At 53.6% G+C, this 16862-nt stretch carries 14 protein-coding genes; 5 read left to right on the forward strand and 9 right to left on the reverse strand.

The features are described 5' to 3' along the window. Positions 1-50 precede the first annotated feature (50 nt). Positions 51-2366, reverse strand: a complete 2316-nt coding sequence (locus tag B4C79_RS11170) for an NADP-dependent malic enzyme (protein ID WP_105027105.1) — start codon at positions 2364-2366, stop codon at positions 51-53. Between the two features lie 123 nt (positions 2367-2489). Between B4C79_RS11170 and B4C79_RS11175 the strand changes: the two genes are divergently transcribed. Next, positions 2490-3665, forward strand: coding sequence for an aminotransferase class I/II-fold pyridoxal phosphate-dependent enzyme (locus tag B4C79_RS11175; RefSeq protein ID WP_291740232.1), 1176 nt, complete (start codon positions 2490-2492; stop codon positions 3663-3665). Positions 3666-3668: 3 nt separating this feature from the next. On the opposite strand, the gene B4C79_RS11180 is transcribed toward B4C79_RS11175, so the two are convergent. Further along, on the reverse strand, positions 3669-4529 hold the full coding sequence (locus B4C79_RS11180) for a lytic transglycosylase domain-containing protein (protein ID WP_171100307.1): 861 nt from the start codon (positions 4527-4529) through the stop codon (positions 3669-3671). Positions 4530-4946: 417 nt separating this feature from the next. Between B4C79_RS11180 and B4C79_RS11185 the strand changes: the two genes are divergently transcribed. Continuing rightward, positions 4947-6530, forward strand: coding sequence for a UbiD family decarboxylase (locus B4C79_RS11185; protein ID WP_291762615.1), 1584 nt, complete (start codon positions 4947-4949; stop codon positions 6528-6530). Here B4C79_RS11185 and B4C79_RS11190 read toward each other — a convergent pair. From B4C79_RS11190 to B4C79_RS11210, 5 genes are all read right to left on the reverse strand, one after another. Next, a complete protein-coding gene (locus B4C79_RS11190; protein WP_291740227.1) occupies positions 6508-6918 on the reverse strand; it encodes a hypothetical protein in 411 nt (136 codons plus the stop codon). The genes B4C79_RS11185 and B4C79_RS11190 overlap by 23 nt on opposite strands. Next, the gene (locus B4C79_RS11195) at positions 6915-7313 is read right to left on the reverse strand and encodes a phage holin family protein (RefSeq protein ID WP_291740225.1); all 399 of its coding nucleotides are present in this window, start codon (positions 7311-7313) and stop codon (positions 6915-6917) included. Before B4C79_RS11195 ends, B4C79_RS11190 begins: the two co-directional genes overlap by 4 nt. Before the next feature lie 9 nt (positions 7314-7322). Beyond that, positions 7323-7622, reverse strand: a complete 300-nt coding sequence (locus B4C79_RS11200) for a DUF883 family protein (protein WP_105027111.1) — start codon at positions 7620-7622, stop codon at positions 7323-7325. 102 nt (positions 7623-7724) lie between these two features. Beyond that, a complete protein-coding gene (gene dacB, locus B4C79_RS11205; protein ID WP_291740223.1) occupies positions 7725-9176 on the reverse strand; it encodes a D-alanyl-D-alanine carboxypeptidase/D-alanyl-D-alanine endopeptidase in 1452 nt (483 codons plus the stop codon). Between the two features lie 75 nt (positions 9177-9251). Beyond that, entirely contained in the window at positions 9252-9842 is a 591-nt protein-coding gene (locus B4C79_RS11210) for a hypothetical protein (RefSeq protein WP_291740221.1), read from the reverse strand. 361 nt (positions 9843-10203) lie between these two features. Here B4C79_RS11210 and B4C79_RS11215 point away from each other — a divergent pair, with 361 nt between their 5' ends. The 3 genes from B4C79_RS11215 (at position 10204) to B4C79_RS11225 (ending at position 14182) form a co-directional block, all read left to right on the forward strand. Further along, positions 10204-12105, forward strand: coding sequence for a DEAD/DEAH box helicase (locus tag B4C79_RS11215; protein ID WP_171100315.1), 1902 nt, complete (start codon positions 10204-10206; stop codon positions 12103-12105). A 125-nt stretch (positions 12106-12230) separates the two neighbouring features. Next, positions 12231-13619 carry a chloride channel protein gene (locus B4C79_RS11220; protein ID WP_291752304.1) on the forward strand — a complete coding sequence of 463 codons (1389 nt, stop codon included), beginning with the start codon at positions 12231-12233 and terminating at the stop codon, positions 13617-13619. Beyond that, positions 13616-14182, forward strand: a complete 567-nt coding sequence (locus B4C79_RS11225; RefSeq protein WP_291741948.1) for a hypothetical protein — start codon at positions 13616-13618, stop codon at positions 14180-14182. Before B4C79_RS11220 ends, B4C79_RS11225 begins: the two co-directional genes overlap by 4 nt. Here B4C79_RS11225 and B4C79_RS11230 read toward each other — a convergent pair. Beyond that, a complete protein-coding gene (locus B4C79_RS11230) occupies positions 14161-14829 on the reverse strand; it encodes a response regulator transcription factor (protein WP_240965796.1) in 669 nt (222 codons plus the stop codon). The two genes, B4C79_RS11225 and B4C79_RS11230, sit on opposite strands and share 22 nt — an antisense overlap. Then, positions 14816-16807, reverse strand: coding sequence for a two-component system sensor histidine kinase NtrB (locus tag B4C79_RS11235; RefSeq protein ID WP_171100321.1), 1992 nt, complete (start codon positions 16805-16807; stop codon positions 14816-14818). Before B4C79_RS11235 ends, B4C79_RS11230 begins: the two co-directional genes overlap by 14 nt. Positions 16808-16862: the final 55 nt, after the last annotated feature.

Below are 16862 nucleotides of genomic sequence, written 5' to 3' on the forward strand. Positions count from 1 at the left end.
ACAAAAACAGGCGTGTCTTGCACGCCCATTTGTTGTTTTAAAACGCTACTTTAAAGCGAACTAACCCGCTCTGAATTTGCATCAAGAACAGCCAGTGCAGTCATGTTGACAATACGACGCACTGTGGCGGAAGCAGTCAAGATGTGAACCGGTTTGTCGGAGCCCAACAAAATTGGCCCCACGGCAATGCCGTTGCCAGCCGCCGACTTTAGCAGGTTGTATGAAATATTGGCTGCGTCAATATTTGGACACACGAGCAAATTGGCTTCACCAGTCAAGGTGGAACCCGAGAAAATGGTATTACGCACCTGCTCATCAATGGCGCAATCACCGTGCATTTCGCCATCAACTTCCAGCCAGGGTGCAATGTTGCGAAGAATTTGAAGCGCCTCACGCATCTTCACGGCGGAAGGCTGGTTGCTTGAACCGAAGTTGGAGTGCGACAACAATGCAGCTTTGGGCTGCACACCCAAGCGCAGCATTTCCTCGGCAGCCATCAAGGTGATTTCAGCAATTTGCTCGGCTGTGGGATCGTAATTCACATGGGTGTCTACCAAAAACACCTGGCGGTTGGTCAACATAAGGCCGTTCATGGCACCGTATGTGTTGCAGCCTGCGCGGCGACCCAGTACCTGGTCCACATAGTGCAAATGCAAGGAGTGGGTACCAAAGGTTCCGCAGATCATGCCGTCCGCATTGCCTTTGTGAATCATCATGGAGCCAATCAGAGTGTGGCGGCGACGCATTTCAATTTTCGCGTAGGCCTCTGTGACACCCTTGCGCTTGGTCAAGTCGTGGTACATGCGCCAGTAGTCTTTGTATCGCTCATCGTACTCAGGGTTGATCAACTCAAAATCAACACCGGGCTTAATGCGCAGGCCAAACCGCTCCAGGCGGCGTTCAATTACAGCAGGGCGACCAATCATGATTGGCTTGGCTATTGCTTCATCGACCACCACTTGCACCGCACGCATCACACGCTCATCTTCGCCTTCTGCAAATACAATGCGGGAGGTTTGCGGTGTTTCGGCCACACAACGTTTGGCCACCGCAAAAATTGGCTTCATGAACGTGCCAGAGTGATACACAAACTGCTGTAACTGATCCTTGTAAGCTTCCAAATCGGCGATTGGGCGCGTGGCCACTCCGCTTTCCATGGCTGCTTTGGCCACAGCGGGTGCAATGTGCACAATCAAGCGGGGATCGAAAGGCTTCGGAATCAGGTACTCGGGACCAAAACTCAGGTTTTGGGTGCGATAAGCGGAGGCGACTACATCTGATTGTTCTTTGCGAGCCAGTTCGGCGACAGCTCGAACTGCCGCGATTTCCATTTCTTTGGTAATGGTGGTTGCGCCCACATCGAGCGCTCCCCTGAAAATAAAGGGGAAGCACAGCACGTTGTTCACCTGGTTCGGGTAGTCGGTGCGACCCGTACACATAATGGCATCGTCGCGGACTTCCTTCACCTGCTCGGGCAAAATTTCCGGTGTGGGGTTGGCCAAGGCCAAAATCAGGGGTTTGGCCGCCATGGCACGCACCATGTCTTGCTTCAAGACGCCGCCCGCTGACAAACCCAAAAACACATCTGCGTCTTTGATCACGTCAGCCAACACACGCGCATCCGTTTGCTGTGCAAACAAATCTTTGTCAGGGTCCATGTTGGTGGTGCGGCCTTTGTAAACCACACCATCAATGTCGGTGACCCACACATTCTTGCGCGGAAGGCCCAACTCGACGAGCAACTCGAGGCAGGCCAGGGCCGCAGCACCTGCGCCAGACACCACAAACTTCACTTCATCCAGTTTTTTACCGATTACTTCAAGACCATTCAAAATGGCTGCGCCCACTACAATCGCAGTGCCGTGCTGGTCATCGTGAAATACAGGAATATTCATGCGCCCGCGCAAGGCACGCTCAACCTTGAAACAGTCTGGTGCCTTGATGTCTTCAAGGTTGATGCCGCCGAATGTGGGCTCCAGCGATGCAATGATCTCGATCAGCTTGTCGGGGTCGTTCTCGTTGATTTCAATGTCGAACACATCAATACCGGCAAACTTCTTGAACAGCACAGCCTTGCCTTCCATCACGGGTTTGGCAGCCAAGGGGCCGATGTTGCCCAAACCGAGCACTGCTGTACCGTTGGTAACCACACCCACCAGGTTTGCCTTGGCGGTGTAACGCACCGCATTGAGGGGGTCTGCCTCGATTTCTTCGCAGGCTGCTGCAACACCGGGAGAATAGGCCAATGCCAGGTCACGCTGGTTGACAAGGCTTTTTGTCGCCGAAATCTGCAATTTCCCAGGCTTTGGAAATTCATGATATTCAAGGGCGGCCTGCCTGAAGCGCTGATCCATTGGTTGAGCCATATAATCTTCTCTTTGAGGTGAACAACAGAACCGAAAATTATAGGCTCAGCCAGTGAAGCTGTCCCTAGGGGTTTCCACAAATCGCGCAACTTGTTGGCGCCACTCACTAACAATGGTGAAGAATTGAAGCAGTCCAGCCTTGGCAATCTCGTTCAACCCTTCCATGTCATGGAACTGGTCAAAGCAGCAGATGCCCTGCAGGCGCAGGGAAAGCCAGTGATTCATCTGTCGATCGGTGAACCCGATTTTCCGATGCCCGAGCCTGTGGAGCAGGCATTGATCCAAGCTGTTTCAGCACACAAAACCCGATACACAGCGGCGCTGGGCTTGCCAGAGTTGCGTGAAGCCATCAGCCTGTATTATCAAACGAATTTTCAGGTTCACGTGCCAGCCCACCAAATCGTGATCACCTCAGGTGCATCTGCCGCACTGATGTATGCCTGCCTGGCCCTGATCAACCCCACCGACAAGGTGCTGTTAACCGACCCTGGCTACCCCTGCAACAAAACTTTTGTGCAAATGGCGGGTGGTATTCCTGATTTTGTACAAACCCAGGAGGCACTGAACTTTCAGCCCAGTTGGGCTGATTTGTACAAACAATGGACGCCACACACAGCAGGTGTACTTTTGGCCTCGCCCAACAACCCCACCGGCACCCAACTTGGTGCTCGAACCATGCAGGAAATTGCTCAAGGCGTAAGCACTCAGGGTGGTTTTGTGATTGTTGACGAAATTTACCAGTCGCTGTGCTACGACCACCCCGCCCAAAGTGTGCTTCAAGTAACTGGAGCACCCAGCGAACAAATACCCGTGGTGGTCATCAACAGCTTCTCAAAATACTTTGGCATGACAGGCTTACGCCTTGGGTGGATGGTGGTACCTGACACCCTGCTACCAGCCATTGAACGGTTTGCCCAGAACCTGAGCATATGCCCCAACACACCCGCGCAATGGGCGGCGTTGGCCTGCTTTACGCCGGAAACGCTGGCCATTTGCGAAGAGAGGCGACAGGTATTCAAGGTTAGAAGAGACTTTGTGGTGACCGCACTTCCCAAAGCAGGCATCGAGTTACACTCGACACCTGACTCCGCATTTTATGTGTACGCCAAATCGCCTTATGACAGTGAGCGCTACTGCAGGGAATTGCTGGAACAGGCTTTGGTGTGTGCTGTCCCCGGCAAGGACTTTTCCGAATTCCGGGGAAGCGAAATGATGCGGTTCTCGTATGCCAATTCGATGGACAATCTGGAAACTGCCATCGAACGGATACGACTTTTCAACAATCGCCAGTTGCCCTAACGTTTAGCCTTCCGAACCAGCCACAGACACGGCAGATACTTTTTGGTTGTTTTCTCGAGAGGCAACCAAGCTGCCTTGTTGATACGCCGAATCAATTCGGGATTTCAGGGCCAACACTTTGCCGGGATAGCCACCATCATTACCGTGAATGGCTGCGCCAACATACCAGCGAAGACCCGCATGAACAGAACCAGTACGGCGGGTGTATTCGCGAATGATTTTCGCACCAACACGCATGTTCATTTCAGGATTCAGGGGTGACCAGTCGCCCGGCGACAAAGCCTCAAACTTGTCTTTGTGAATTTTGGGCATCACCTGCATCAAACCGCGCGCACCCACCGGACTTGCCGCAAATGGATTGTAAGAGGACTCGATACCCACAATCGCGAGGATCAGGGTGGGCTCTACTTTCTCTTCCTTGCCAACCTTGTAGGCCAAACGAACAATAGACTCCACTGCCTCGGGCGATACGCTGTAGCGCTTTGCCAAATACGACGTAATTTGACGTTGGCCTGCTGTCAGCGGTTTGCTCGAATCAATCGAATTGAACTTCACAGGCATCAGGTTTTTGGAACCCGACGGGGTGCCCGAAGCCTTGCTTGTGTTGTTAACCACCTCAGCACCACCGGCTGCAAGGCCAGTGCTGAGCAAGTCGATTTCAGTGGCGAAAATTGCCTGCACGGGGGCAGAGAAAAACACCTGACTGCGAAGTTCAGCGTTGGACAGCAGAATTGCCACTGCACCAGCTACCAGAACTGACGTTGCCACACCGAGACCTGTGACGGCATGTTTCAAAGATTGAAGTAAATTCTGAGACTGGACCTGCTGGCCATTCACGCTCAGAACGGTTTCGTACTGCTTCATGCAACCTCCTCTGCTACGCAAACGCAGGCTTAACCCTGCATTGTTTGACTCAGCGGTGCATCTGCCTCCATTTTGTCCGTGAGGCAGAACGTTCTGCTTTAACCAACGACCACAAGTACTGCATGGTTAAAGCACTCTTAAGATGAAGTTAGGCTGACTTGAGTTCCCTCAAGTTTCACCCTCCAACTGCGTTTGTGTGACTTAGGTGATACCTGTCACAAAGCTGACCGGATTCTAGGGTCAACCCGGGCAGGGGTCAATGCAAAATCTGGTAGAGTCTTTCTACTCAAAACAAGAACTTACCCCCATCGCTAGGCGTTATGCGCTTTTGGGGGGCTTGAAAAAGCCCTCTAGGTGTGGGTTGTAATTTCTTGTTAACTGTTCCTTTCGGACCACAAACAGGCAGTTTTTTTCACAATGCGATACAAGAACCTTCGAGACTTCATCGATTTACTCTACAAAGAAGGTGAACTTCAGCGAGTACCCGAATCGGTCAGTCCAATTCTGGAAATGACCCACCTTTGCGACAAAGTGCTGCGCGCCGAAGGCCCGGCTTTGTTGTTTGACGCGCCCGAAGGCTACAAACACCGTGTATTGGGCAACCTGTTTGGCACACCAAAACGTGTGGCCATGGGCATGGGTGCCAGCAACACCGAGGCGCTGCGGGACATTGGCCGCACTCTGGCCTACCTGAAAGAACCTGAACCACCCAAGGGAATGCGAGACGCACTGGACAAGTTGCCTTTGGTGAAACAGGTGCTGTCAATGGCCCCAAAAGTGGTCAGTAAAGCACCATGCCATGAAAACGTAGTAGAGGGCCCCGACGTTGACCTGAACCAGATACCCATTTGGACTTGCTGGCCCGATGATGCAGCCCCTTTACTCACTTGGGGTTTGGTGGTCACCAAAGGCCCAAATCGCAAACGCCAAAACCTGGGTATTTACCGTCAACAACAAATTGGCAAAAACCGGCTGATCATGCGCTGGCTGGCACACCGTGGCGGTGCGCTCGATTTCCGCGACCATGCCCTGAAGTATCCCGGTCAACCTTTTCCAATTTCAGTGGCACTGGGTGCCGACCCCGCGACTATTCTGGGTGCAGTGACGCCCGTTCCCGACACACTGTCTGAATACCAGTTCGCAGGTTTGCTGCGCGGCAGCCGCACTGAACTTGTGGCTTGTAAAGGCAATTCGCTTCAGGTGCCAGCCGAGGCCGAAATGGTGCTGGAAGGCCACATTTACCCCTATGAGCACCCCATCGCAGTGGCGGCCCGCAAAGGAAGAACCGATGGCGAAGTGCCCGAGATACGCGACGGCGTCACCGTGCTCAGAGAACCCCCGCCTGTGCCCGAATACCTCAAGGGTTGGGACTGCGCACTGGAAGGTCCCTATGGCGACCACACCGGCTACTACAACGAACAAGACTGGTTCCCCGTATTCACCGTGGACCGCATTACGCTGCGCAACGATGCCATTTACCACAGCACCTACACTGGAAAACCACCCGATGAGCCTGCCGTATTGGGTGTGGCACTGAACGAAGTGTTTGTGCCAATACTACAAAAGCAGTTCCCGGAAATTGTGGACTTTTACCTGCCTCCCGAGGGCTGCAGCTACCGCATGGCGGTCATCTCGATGAAAAAGGCGTATGCCGGGCATGCCAAGCGAGTCATGATGGGCGCCTGGAGCTTTTTGCGCCAATTCATGTACACCAAGTTTATCGTGGTCGTGGACGATGACGTGAACGCGCGCGACTGGAAGGAGGTGATTTGGGCGATCACCACCCGGATGGACCCAGTGCGGGATACCGTGTTGATACAAAACACGTCAATTGACTACCTGGACTTTGCAAGCCCTGTGAGTGGCTTGGGCGGCAAAATGGGACTGGATGCCACCAACAAGTGGCCAGGTGAAACCAACCGTGAATGGGGCCGCAGCATTCAGCCCGACCCCAAGCTGGATGAGCGTGTGCGAGAACTTATGAGTCGCTTGGGTCTGTAGAAGGCTCGGTCGCCGAACGAGAAGCCCAAGGGCTTCTCGTTTGAAACCAGAACACACCTGCTGCAAGAGCCACAGCGCCCAAACCTGCGCGCAAGGCCACTTGGGAAATGGGCTTTCGAAAACGCAACAGCGCTGTGGAGGCCAACATGCCAAGCAGGGGATACTTTTTTAAGCCCTCTTGCCAAAATTGACCACCCAAGCTTGCCACTGGACCCAGTGCGCGCATGTTGCGCTGCCCTAGCCAGCCACCAAACTGCCTGAACACATTGACCCAGGCAAATTCGTTTTTCAAGGTATCCACCTGCCCGCCAAACTCCATGCGCTCTAGCTGGGCTTTCATCATCAATAATTCTTTGCGTGCTTCCAGTGCATCAAACTTTTTGCTCATGACTGCTCCCGGGGCTCGCTGCCCAAACTGTCAAGTACTGCTTGCTTGTCGCGCCCCAGCTCCGCCAATGTTGCCTCAAACAAGGGGGGCTGCGAGGCCAGAGTGTCTTTTAACTGGACATAAAAATACACACCCAGAACCACATAGAAGGCTGCGCACCCGGCGATTGCGAGAAAGCGGTGTGTGTCCCACGCCAAGGCAATGACCAGGATGCAAACAAACAAAGACGCAAATGCAGCTGCCAATGCTGTAAGCAATGACCAAACCACCGTACGCACGGTAGTTTGACGAACCTGAGCCAACTCGACACCCGCCAACTCGAGGCGTGTTTGGGTCATGCCCAGTAAACTGGCCACAACCCGTTTCAGTGCTGCCCTTGCATTTGGATTTAGCACAGCCAACCTTTAACGACGGTTAACAATCAAACCTAATACGAACCCCACCGCTGCCGCAATACCCACTGCTTTCCACGGGTGATCATGCACATAGTCATCCGTGGCGCGCGCTGCGGCCTTGCCTTTCTCAAGTACAGCCGATTGGGCGTCTTGCATCACCTCTTTTGCGCGACGCAAACTGACCAGCGCCTTTTCACGCAATTCGACTGCGCGCTCGCCTGAAGATGACGCTGCGGCTTTCAACAGATCTTCGGCATCGCTCAACACAATTTTCATGTCACTAAAGAGTTTGTCTTTGCTGTTGTCCATATATCGGCCTCGTGCTGGTGAATGAAAGTAATGAATCAGTCTAACAAAGGAAAACCCAGATTGGGAAAGGCTTGCAGGCAAGCGCATCATTTTTGGCTTGAATCATTCGGCTCTGTATAAAAACTCAAGTAAGCTTTCCATGGGCCCCCAACTGTCATAGGCCCGCGGGCTTTTCACCAAAACACCTACTGCCCACAACTGCCCTTCCCGGTCTCGCAGGTAACCCCCCAAAGAACGTACACCGTTAAGGCTTCCTGTTTTCAGGTAGGCGAATCCATCCACATTGTTCACGCGTCGATGCAGTGTGCCGTCTGCACCGGCGCGCGGAAAACTGGCCAGAAAATCAGGAAAATCGGATCGAGCCGCCATATTTCGCAAAAACTCGGCCAAGCCTTTGGCATCAATCCGTGTGTTTCGGGACAAACCCGAGCCATTCTCAAAAAACCAGTCATTTGATGAAATGCCCTGCAACTTCAACCAATCCTTGAGCTGGGCATTGAAAGCCTCGGGCGTGCCTGCCACCGCCAATTCAAGGTGGCGAGCCATCACATTGCTGGACCATTTGTTGATCTGCTTAATCAGGTCGCTCAGTGGTTTCCCATAATGCGTGTACAAAGCAATGGTGTTGGCTGGTGTTACCCCTTTGATCACTTGACCACCTTGTGGACCGGCAAACTTGCCACCCAACTGCAACCAGATTTCCTTCACCCAGGATTCCCACACCCAATCCTGCGCGGGCACCCGAATGGGCAAGCGCGACTGACCGCAACGACGCGGGTAATTGCCCTTCACTGTCACCACCACATTGCGCCCGGCCTTTGAAAAATCCACTGACATGCCGTTCTTCCAGGCACCACAACCGCCACTGGTCAAATTGATTTCCGAGACAAATGCCCAATCTTTGGGAGCTTCCTCAGGCACAACCACGACCGTGTTTTCATTGATTTTCAGGTCGATCGACATGGCACCAAAATTCAGCAACAAGGCATCGGGTTGCGCATGGTAGGCCCGGTGAGGCGCGTCATCAAATGCATCTTCCTCTGCAAGGCCAAGGCTGGGCATTTGCTCGGTAAATGCTGAGTCATCCAAAACAACCGGGCCGTTGATTACATCCACACCTTTGGTTCGAAGTTGTCGAAGCGAAGCCCACAGGTCAGCACTCAAAAATGCAGGATCTCCACTGCCCTTGATGTACAAGGGACCGTTCAACACACCATCCACCGGCTCGGCGTCAGCATGAAAACCGGTTTTGAAACGATAAGTGGATTCCAGCTTTTGCAAAGCCAGCGCAGTGGTAAATACCTTGGCCACTGAAGCCGGGTTGACCAGTTGACTGGAACCATGCGCGTAAGCTTGCGGCTTTCGGTGGACGAAAGGTGAAATGGGCAATGCGTATGCTGTGAAATCGTCTGATGCAATGCCTTTTTTGACAAAGGCCTGAGTCACGCTGGAAGGAAAAGTCCGAACCTGAGGATCAACTGCGTTAGACCATGCGGCTTGTGGCCAAGCCAAGCTGAAAAGGACGAGTACACCACCTAGTTTACGAACTGACACGCGTGAAATCCTGAAGTGCAATTGTGAACTTTCAGGATATCACTCGTGCCACCTTGTGGCAGGCAGCCACTGTCCTCAGGTGTGTTTCTTCGGGTCCTTTTTACGCTCCCATGGCCTCGACGGCGAATCTGCCGCAGGCGCCTCTTGGGTGGGAGCCTCTTCCGCACTTACCGCAGGGGCAGCCACGGTGGCATCGGCCTTGCCCACAGGCGCGGGCGGAGCCACAGCAGAGTCTGTTGCAGCCGGATCTTCAACACCTTTGGGCAACCAGCGTTGCCGTCCCTGCGCCAGCGGCACTGCCTCTTCAGGCCTACCCACCGGCGCAGAACCAGGATCAGTCGGTGTGGCCTGCGGATCAGGCGAACCAAGTGAAGTCTTTTCCTGCTTGAAAGCCGAATTCCGAATCTCGGGTTTCACGACCTCGATTTCGTTGGCCAACATGTAGTCGTTCATATCGCGCCACCCCTCAAACACACCGGATTGGTGTGTATTTGGGTTCAAGGTAAAACAATCTTCCAGTGCGCGGCCAGAATGCCTGCACGCCGCACCCACCGCCTTGCTGTCTTCCATCGACAATTTGCCTGTCAGGCCCGGGATCTGCGACAGATCGCATGAACTCAGCATGGTTGCAGCACCTGCCACCATCAATATCTTCAGTTTTCTCATAATCCAGTCCTGATTGACTACCTCTACAGGTGATAACGTCCGGATCCCGGAAAAATTGATAGACATTTGCGGGGATGTTGGTGTTTTTCTTCTAATTGTGGTTTTACCCACAATATTTTCTTGTGCATTGCACCCAAACCCAGTAGACTTCGCTCCAGATTGCAAATCAACGGGTCGTTTTACGATTCTCACCATTGGACCGCGTTGGGTTGCCTTTGTTGGCACAAGCTTTAGAAGCTGTGCTTTGCCCATCGCCGCCAGTTCTCTTGCGACCATCCGGAACAACCTAGTTCCAAGCCGCGTCGTCTTATTTCTGTTCGTCGATGAATTTTTCAGTCCACATCGAATTGGAACTTTTATCATGTCTATGTCATTTGATGACATGGGTCTTGCCGCGCCTTTGCTGCAAGCCCTGAATGCTTTGAACATTACTGCCCCTACCCCCGTACAAGCTGAAGTGGTACCACTCGGCAAAGAAGGCGGAGACCTGATGGTTTCCAGCCAAACCGGTAGCGGCAAAACTTTCGGTTTCCTGTTGCCCGTTATGCATCGCATGATGACCGGCGAACAAAGCCCCATGGAAATGCTGGCTGGCCCAGAATGCCTGGTGCTGTGCCCCACCCGTGAATTGGCCCAACAGGTTAGCCAAGACGCCATCAACCTGGTGAAATTCACCAAGGGTGTTCGTGTCGCAACCGTTGTTGGCGGCATGCCCTACGGCAAACAAATGGCCAGCCTGCGTGGTGCCCGCATTGTTGTGGGCACACCCGGCCGCTTGCTCGATTTGGCCCAGCAAGGCAAATTGAACCTGAGCACCGTGACCACCCTGATCGTTGACGAGGCCGACCGCATGCTCGACCTGGGCTTCTCCGAAGACCTGGAAGCCATCGACCAGCTGTGCGGCAACCGCATTCAAACACTGATGTTCTCCGCCACCTTTGCCAAGCGCATTATCGGTTTGGCTGAAAACATCATGAACAACCCCAAGCGCATTGAAATGGCGGCTCAGAATGAAGCCAACACCGACATCGCTCAAAAACTGATGTGGGCCGACAACCGTGGCCACAAGCGCAAGCTGCTGAACCACTGGCTGGAGCACCCAGACATGGTCCAAGCTGTTGTATTTACAAGCACACAAATTGATGCTGAAAACCTGGCCCGCGATTTGGCTGACGAAGGCGTTCGAGCCTGCGCCCTGCACGGTGGCATGCCACAAGTAGTGCGTAACCGCCGTTTGGCCAGCGTTCGCAAAGGCGACATCAAGGTATTGGTTGCAACCGATGTTGCTGCCCGCGGCCTGGATGTGCCTGCAATTTCTCACGTGATCAACTACGGCATGCCCATGAAGTCGGAAGACTACGTGCACCGCATTGGCCGTACCGGCCGTGCTGGCCGCAGTGGTGTTGCGGTTACCTTGGCTGAAGCCTGCGACATCATCAGCGTTCGCGGCATCGAGCGTTTCATCAATTCCCGCATTCCTGAAGAACAAGTGGAAGGCCTGGAGCCACGTGGCAACTTCACACAAGCACCCCGTGGTGGCGGCAAGCCTGGCGGTGGCCGTGGTCGCTCCGGTGGCGGCGGTTACGCTGGCAACGGCGGCGGTCGTTCCGAAGGCCGCAGCTTTGGCGGTGGCGAACGCAAATCGTATGGTGACAAGCCATCATTTGGTGACCGCAAGCCCTTTGAAGCCCGTGAAGAGCGTAGCTTTGGCGAACGCAAATCGTATGGCGACAAGCCAGCTTTCGGCGAGCGCAAATCGTATGGCGACAGGCCAGCATTTGGCGAGCGTAAATCGTTCGGCGACAAGCCCGCATTTGGTGAGCGCAAGTCGTTCGGTGACCGCAAACCCTACGAAGCCCGCGAAGAGCGCAGCTTTGGCGACCGCAAGCCGTTTGTTCAAGGTGAAGAGCGCAGCTTCGGCGATCGCAAGCCTTTTGGTGAACGCAAATCGTTTGGTGACAAGCCTTCATTCGGCGATCGCAAACCCTTCGGTGAGCGCAAGTCGTTTGGCGACAAGCCTTCCTTTGGAGACCGCAAGCCTTCGGGCTTTTCAGGCAACTCCGATGCGCCCAAGAAGTGGAACCGTGACGCAGAGCGCCCAAGCTTCCCACGCTCTGAAGAGCGTGCTCGCCCAGCCTTCCGCGCCGAAGGTACAGCTGCTCCCTCAGGCCCCAAGCGCGAACATGCCTCTGGTGCCCGCAAGGAAAACGCGGCACGCAATATGGGTGACCGTGGTGGTTTCAGCCGCCGCCGCGCTGGCTAAAAAAGCAGCGTAAAAGCAGCACGGGGGAAACCCCGAGAAAAACCCTCAGCCGAAAGCCTGAGGGTTTTTTGTTTTTATGCGACAATTTAAGGCTTGTTGACCAACCAAGCAGGAAACCTCCCACCGTGCGGCCAAATTCCAAAAGCAAGTGGCTGGCGCAAAGCGCTCGACTTTCACGTTTCATGGCAGACCGAGGCATGATTGTCTCCGTCATCTACGCCTTTTCCCTGCTGGTGGGCTTTCTTGCAGTGGGTTTCGCATGGATGTCTGACTTTGCAGGCGAGTGGAACAAAGAACTGTTTGCCGAGCACATGTGGGTCGCGCTGCTCTTGCCTCCCATTGTGTTTCCAATTGCTTTGTGGCTGGTCAACACCATTTTCTGGGGCGCTGGCGGCAGTGGCATTCCACAGGCCATCAAGGTAACCAAACACCCCAAACCACGTTTGATGGAGAGGCTTCTGGGCCCACGTGCATTTCTGGGCAAACTGTTGATTACCCCATTCGTGATTGCAGCGGGCGCAGCCGCCGGGCGCGAGGGCCCTACGGTTCAAATTGGCGCAGCACTGATGGCCTATGCAGGTCGTTTTCCCAACATCGCCAAGTTATTTGATACGCGCTCCTTGATCATTGCAGGCGGTGCGGCCGGGGTTGCTGCAGCCTTCAACACCCCCTTGGGCGGCTTGATGTTTGCCTTTGAGGAATTGGGGCGCCGCAAAACAATGCGGCATACATCTGCCCTGCTGATGGCGATTGTGCTGGCCGGCTTGGTCGCACTGATTCTTCAAGGTAACTACTCGTATTTTGGCTATTCCAACGCCACCATTGATTGGGGGCAGGAATGGCTGATTATCTTTACTCTGGCAATTCTCACCGGAATAGTGGGCGGTCTTTACGGGCGAAGCATGTTGATTCTGGTGTCAAGCACCAGCTTTCTGGGTGGTTTGCGCAGTCGTTTTCCTTACCGGTTTGCAGCAGGGTGTGGGGTCGTGCTGTCCTTGATGGCTCTGGTGTTTGGTGCCGAGGTATTCGGCGCGGGGTACGAAGAAACAAAAGCTGCACTTCAGGACAGTGAAGAACTTTCACCCATGTTCTGGCTCACGAAAATGGTGGCAACCGTGGTGTCGTTTGCCAGCGGCATACCGGGCGGCGTATTTTCACCCACCTTGTCCATTGGCGCTGGTTTTGGTCACTTTTTTGCCGGGCTAACCAACAGCGAGACTGCCCCACTGATGCTGCTGGCCATGGTCGGTGTTTTGTCCGCAGTCACGCACTGCCCGATTACCGCTTTTGTGATTGTGCTGGAAATGGTCGACAACCATGATTTGGTCATGCCGCTGATTTTCGTATCGGCCATCTCCACGCAGGTTAGCAAACGCATTTTGCCCGCGTCCATTTATCACCTGCTTGCCAATCAAATCAAAGTGAGCTTTGCTCAGACAGAACCAACGCCAGCACCCGAGTCTGCGTCGGAAGCAAAGCCTGCTGAAACCTCTGGCCTTGACGACAAGAAATGAGCAAACGCTCAACCACCAAGTGCGGCGCGGGAAAAATTGTTGGATTGTCGGCGCTTGCCGTGCTGTGTTCGATCAAACCAGCAAATGCAATTGACAGCGTGGTTCAAAGGTTAAGTAACCCGGAAATGCACTGTGGCTACCAACCCACGTTCGACTTGTTTAACGGTGTGGTCAACGCACTTTCAGAGTCTCAAAGTACCGCAGCTGCGCTGACTCTTCGCAGAGAAGACCGGCGACTTGAATTGCTGATCCATTTCAAGCCGGGACAAACTGAAATTCCGCCGAACTGTCTACCCAAGCTCGAGGCCTTGAATAACGCCACCAAGGCAGGAAGATCTGGCCCGATCCTGATTCGATCCAGTACACAAACCGGGGGCAGTGCTGAACTTGATCTTGCTGTGGCCAGCCAAAGGCTGGATGCAGTTCAACACTATTTCAGGGACAACCGCCTGGCCCGCAAAGCTTTTGTGCTGGAACTGCACCCTGACACGTCGAGCCCGCTGTTTGGTGATGCAGTTCGCCTACCCAATATGGTGGAAATTTATTCCAGCCCCGCCAACTGATCAAAGCCAAGGCGGTCGCTGAGGCGGCTCAGCAGAGTGGCCAACTCCGCAGCTGAGCGCACCTTGAGTTTGTCAAACACATTGGCACGGTGCACTTCAACTGTGCGCATGGAAATGTCCAATTCAGAGGCGATTACCTTGTTCAGCTTGCCCTTGGCCACCAGAAACATCACCTCTCTTTCGCGAGGCGACAGGCGGTCAATTCGCTCGGACCATTGTTTCAATACTTCCAGATTGACCAGGAACTCACCTGATTTTTGAAGTGCCTGTTTAACCCGCTCAATCAAACGTTGATCGGTGGTGGGCTTCTCATAAAAATCGAATGCACCATTTTTAACAGCTTCAACAGCAGTAGAAATATCGCCATGCCCGGTGAGAAAAATGACAGGCAAACGATCAAGGCTGTAGCCGCTGCGTTTCAACCACTCAAACACCTCAAGACCCGACATATCGGGCATGCGCAAGTCGAGTAACAGGCAAAGCTCGGCTTCACTGCCAATGTATTCATCAAGCCTGGACTTGAAGCTTTCAAAGTTCGCAAACCCTTGCATCGGAAGATCCACGGTTTCGAACATCCACTTCATGCCCTCACGCAAATCGTCATCATCATCGAGCAGCAACACCTGCACTTTTTTAGTTGGCTCCAACTGACTGCTCCCCTTCCATGGATTCTTTGACTGCCATTGGCAAGTCCATTGTAAAACACGTGCCACCGGTGGGCACAGCCTCGGCTTTCAAGCGACCGCCATGAGATTCGGCTACAGAGCGGCACAGGCTTAGCCCCAGCCCCAACCCGTCGGGTTTTGTCGACACCAAGGCCTCAAACATTTTCTCGGTATTGTTCAAGCTCAAGCCGGGGCCATCATCGCGCACTGAAAACTCAAAGGAATTCTCCAACTGACGCGCACGTATCCACACATTGCGAATTCGTTGCGAGGCCGTGAACGCCTCGGATGCATTTTTAACCAGATTCACCAAAGCCTGCTCCACCATGATTCGATCGATGTACAACACGAAATCGGGTGTGCCAATGTCAAAGTGCAAACGCACCTGGTGAAGCATGGCGGTGGAATTGACCATGAACTGAATGGAATCGATCAAATCGGCCACACGAACATTCTCGCGCGTGGGCTTGCGTTTGCGCACCAGGTTTTGAACAGACCCAACTACACGGCCGGCGCGCTGCGCCTGATCGCGCAACTTTTCAAACAACTGGCCATACATTTCAAGGCTGGCACCACGCTGGCTTAAATTCATGCCCGCCTGCGCATACGACACCATGGTTGCCAGCGGCTGGTTCAATTCATGTGCAATGTTGGAAGCCACTTCACCCACCAAGGCAAATCGAGAAGCAGCTTGCAATTTTTCGCGTTGTTCGGCAATCAGTGATTCCGAACGTTTACGATCGGTGATGTCGATGACCGAACTCATCCAACCAGTGTGAGCACCCCGGCCGTCTTTCAGTGGTGCTTCCACGATCAGCACATCAATGAACTTGCCATTCTTGTGCTGGTAAATGGTTTCGAACCCTTCCGGTGGGGCATTGCCTGAAATGACATCAGCCACCAACCTTTTGTATTCCTCAGTGCTTTTGCTGGGCCAATATGGCAAGGGCTGGGGAATGCCGATCAATTCTTCAGGTTTATAACCCACCATATTGCAAAATGCCGGGTTCACATAACGAATAAAACCCTGTAAGTCCCACACCCGCAAACCCACGGCCATGGAGTCTTGCATGGATTGGCGAAACAACTTTTCTTCTTCCAGGCGCGCTTCAATTTCCAGACGACGGCGGGAGTCTCGCCACAACATGATGAAACTCAGCAACAGCAACAAGAGCAAAAACGCCAATGCGCCGGTAATGCCATAGTTAAACAATCGGGGGCCTTCTTGAATGCTGTTGACCCTGAGTTGAAATTGCAGCCCGCCAAGTTCCAGTGAAGTGGTGTGCATGTACACGCCAGCGCCCGGACTGGCTTTGACCAGGCGCGACAATATTGCGCCGCTGGCGTCGAGTAGTTCAACCTGGTTGTCTTGTGCAAACCACCACGGCAACTCTTTTTCCAGCATCAGGTCAAGGTCGATCAAACCCGCGGTAACAGCCTCTCCACGCGGGGCCACACTGACGTTGGCCACGTAGTGCCGCCCTTGAAACAAAAAAGGTCCAACCAGGCCGTCCAGACGGGACTCGTAACGCTGATTGACCGGCGCTGAAATCAAATTACGAACCGCTTCCAAATCGTATTCGTCAAAATTGTTTTCCAGGTTCACGATCGGGGTCAGTTCCGGTCCACGAAACACGGCGACCAATTCGCCAGAGCTGCGGCTCAACTGATTCAGGCTTGCAGCCAACCGTGCCGACGGATAGATGAGCGAATCGTTCGTCAGCGCTTGCAAGGAATTGATCAAGCCACCCACTTGAAACTGAATGTTCTGGCGAGCCCACAGCGCATCAGCAATCAGTTTTGCCTGGTTTTGATCCCGTTCATCTTGCTGGGCGTAGTAAACTGCGGCCACCAGCAAAGCCATCAAAAGTGAAAATACAAGCACAGGCATGCCAAACCTCATGGCTTGGCGGCGCTTGATCTTCTTTAAATTGGGCTCATAAGGGGCGAACACTTGCATGGCTGGATAGTGCCACGAAATGACGAAAAGATTTCAGAGCATGTGGAAACCCACA

This window comes from Limnobacter sp. UBA7229 (assembly GCF_002473065.1).
Classification (GTDB): domain Bacteria; phylum Pseudomonadota; class Gammaproteobacteria; order Burkholderiales; family Burkholderiaceae_B; genus Limnobacter; species Limnobacter profundi.

What these genes read in the sequence shown, in the direction of transcription:
- B4C79_RS11170 (WP_105027105.1), bottom strand. Translation starts at nt 2,366, where the DNA reads ATGGCTCAACCAATGGATCAGCGCTTCAGGCAGGCCGCCCTTGAATAT.
- B4C79_RS11225 (WP_291741948.1), top strand. Translation starts at nt 13,616, where the DNA reads ATGAGCAAACGCTCAACCACCAAGTGCGGCGCGGGAAAAATTGTTGGA.
- B4C79_RS11210 (WP_291740221.1), bottom strand. Translation starts at nt 9,842, where the DNA reads ATGAGAAAACTGAAGATATTGATGGTGGCAGGTGCTGCAACCATGCTG.
- B4C79_RS11215 (WP_171100315.1), top strand. Translation starts at nt 10,204, where the DNA reads ATGTCTATGTCATTTGATGACATGGGTCTTGCCGCGCCTTTGCTGCAA.
- B4C79_RS11185 (WP_291762615.1), top strand. Translation starts at nt 4,947, where the DNA reads ATGCGATACAAGAACCTTCGAGACTTCATCGATTTACTCTACAAAGAA.
- B4C79_RS11235 (WP_171100321.1), bottom strand. Translation starts at nt 16,807, where the DNA reads ATGCAAGTGTTCGCCCCTTATGAGCCCAATTTAAAGAAGATCAAGCGC.
- B4C79_RS11190 (WP_291740227.1), bottom strand. Translation starts at nt 6,918, where the DNA reads ATGAGCAAAAAGTTTGATGCACTGGAAGCACGCAAAGAATTATTGATG.
- B4C79_RS11180 (WP_171100307.1), bottom strand. Translation starts at nt 4,529, where the DNA reads ATGAAGCAGTACGAAACCGTTCTGAGCGTGAATGGCCAGCAGGTCCAG.
- B4C79_RS11200 (WP_105027111.1), bottom strand. Translation starts at nt 7,622, where the DNA reads ATGGACAACAGCAAAGACAAACTCTTTAGTGACATGAAAATTGTGTTG.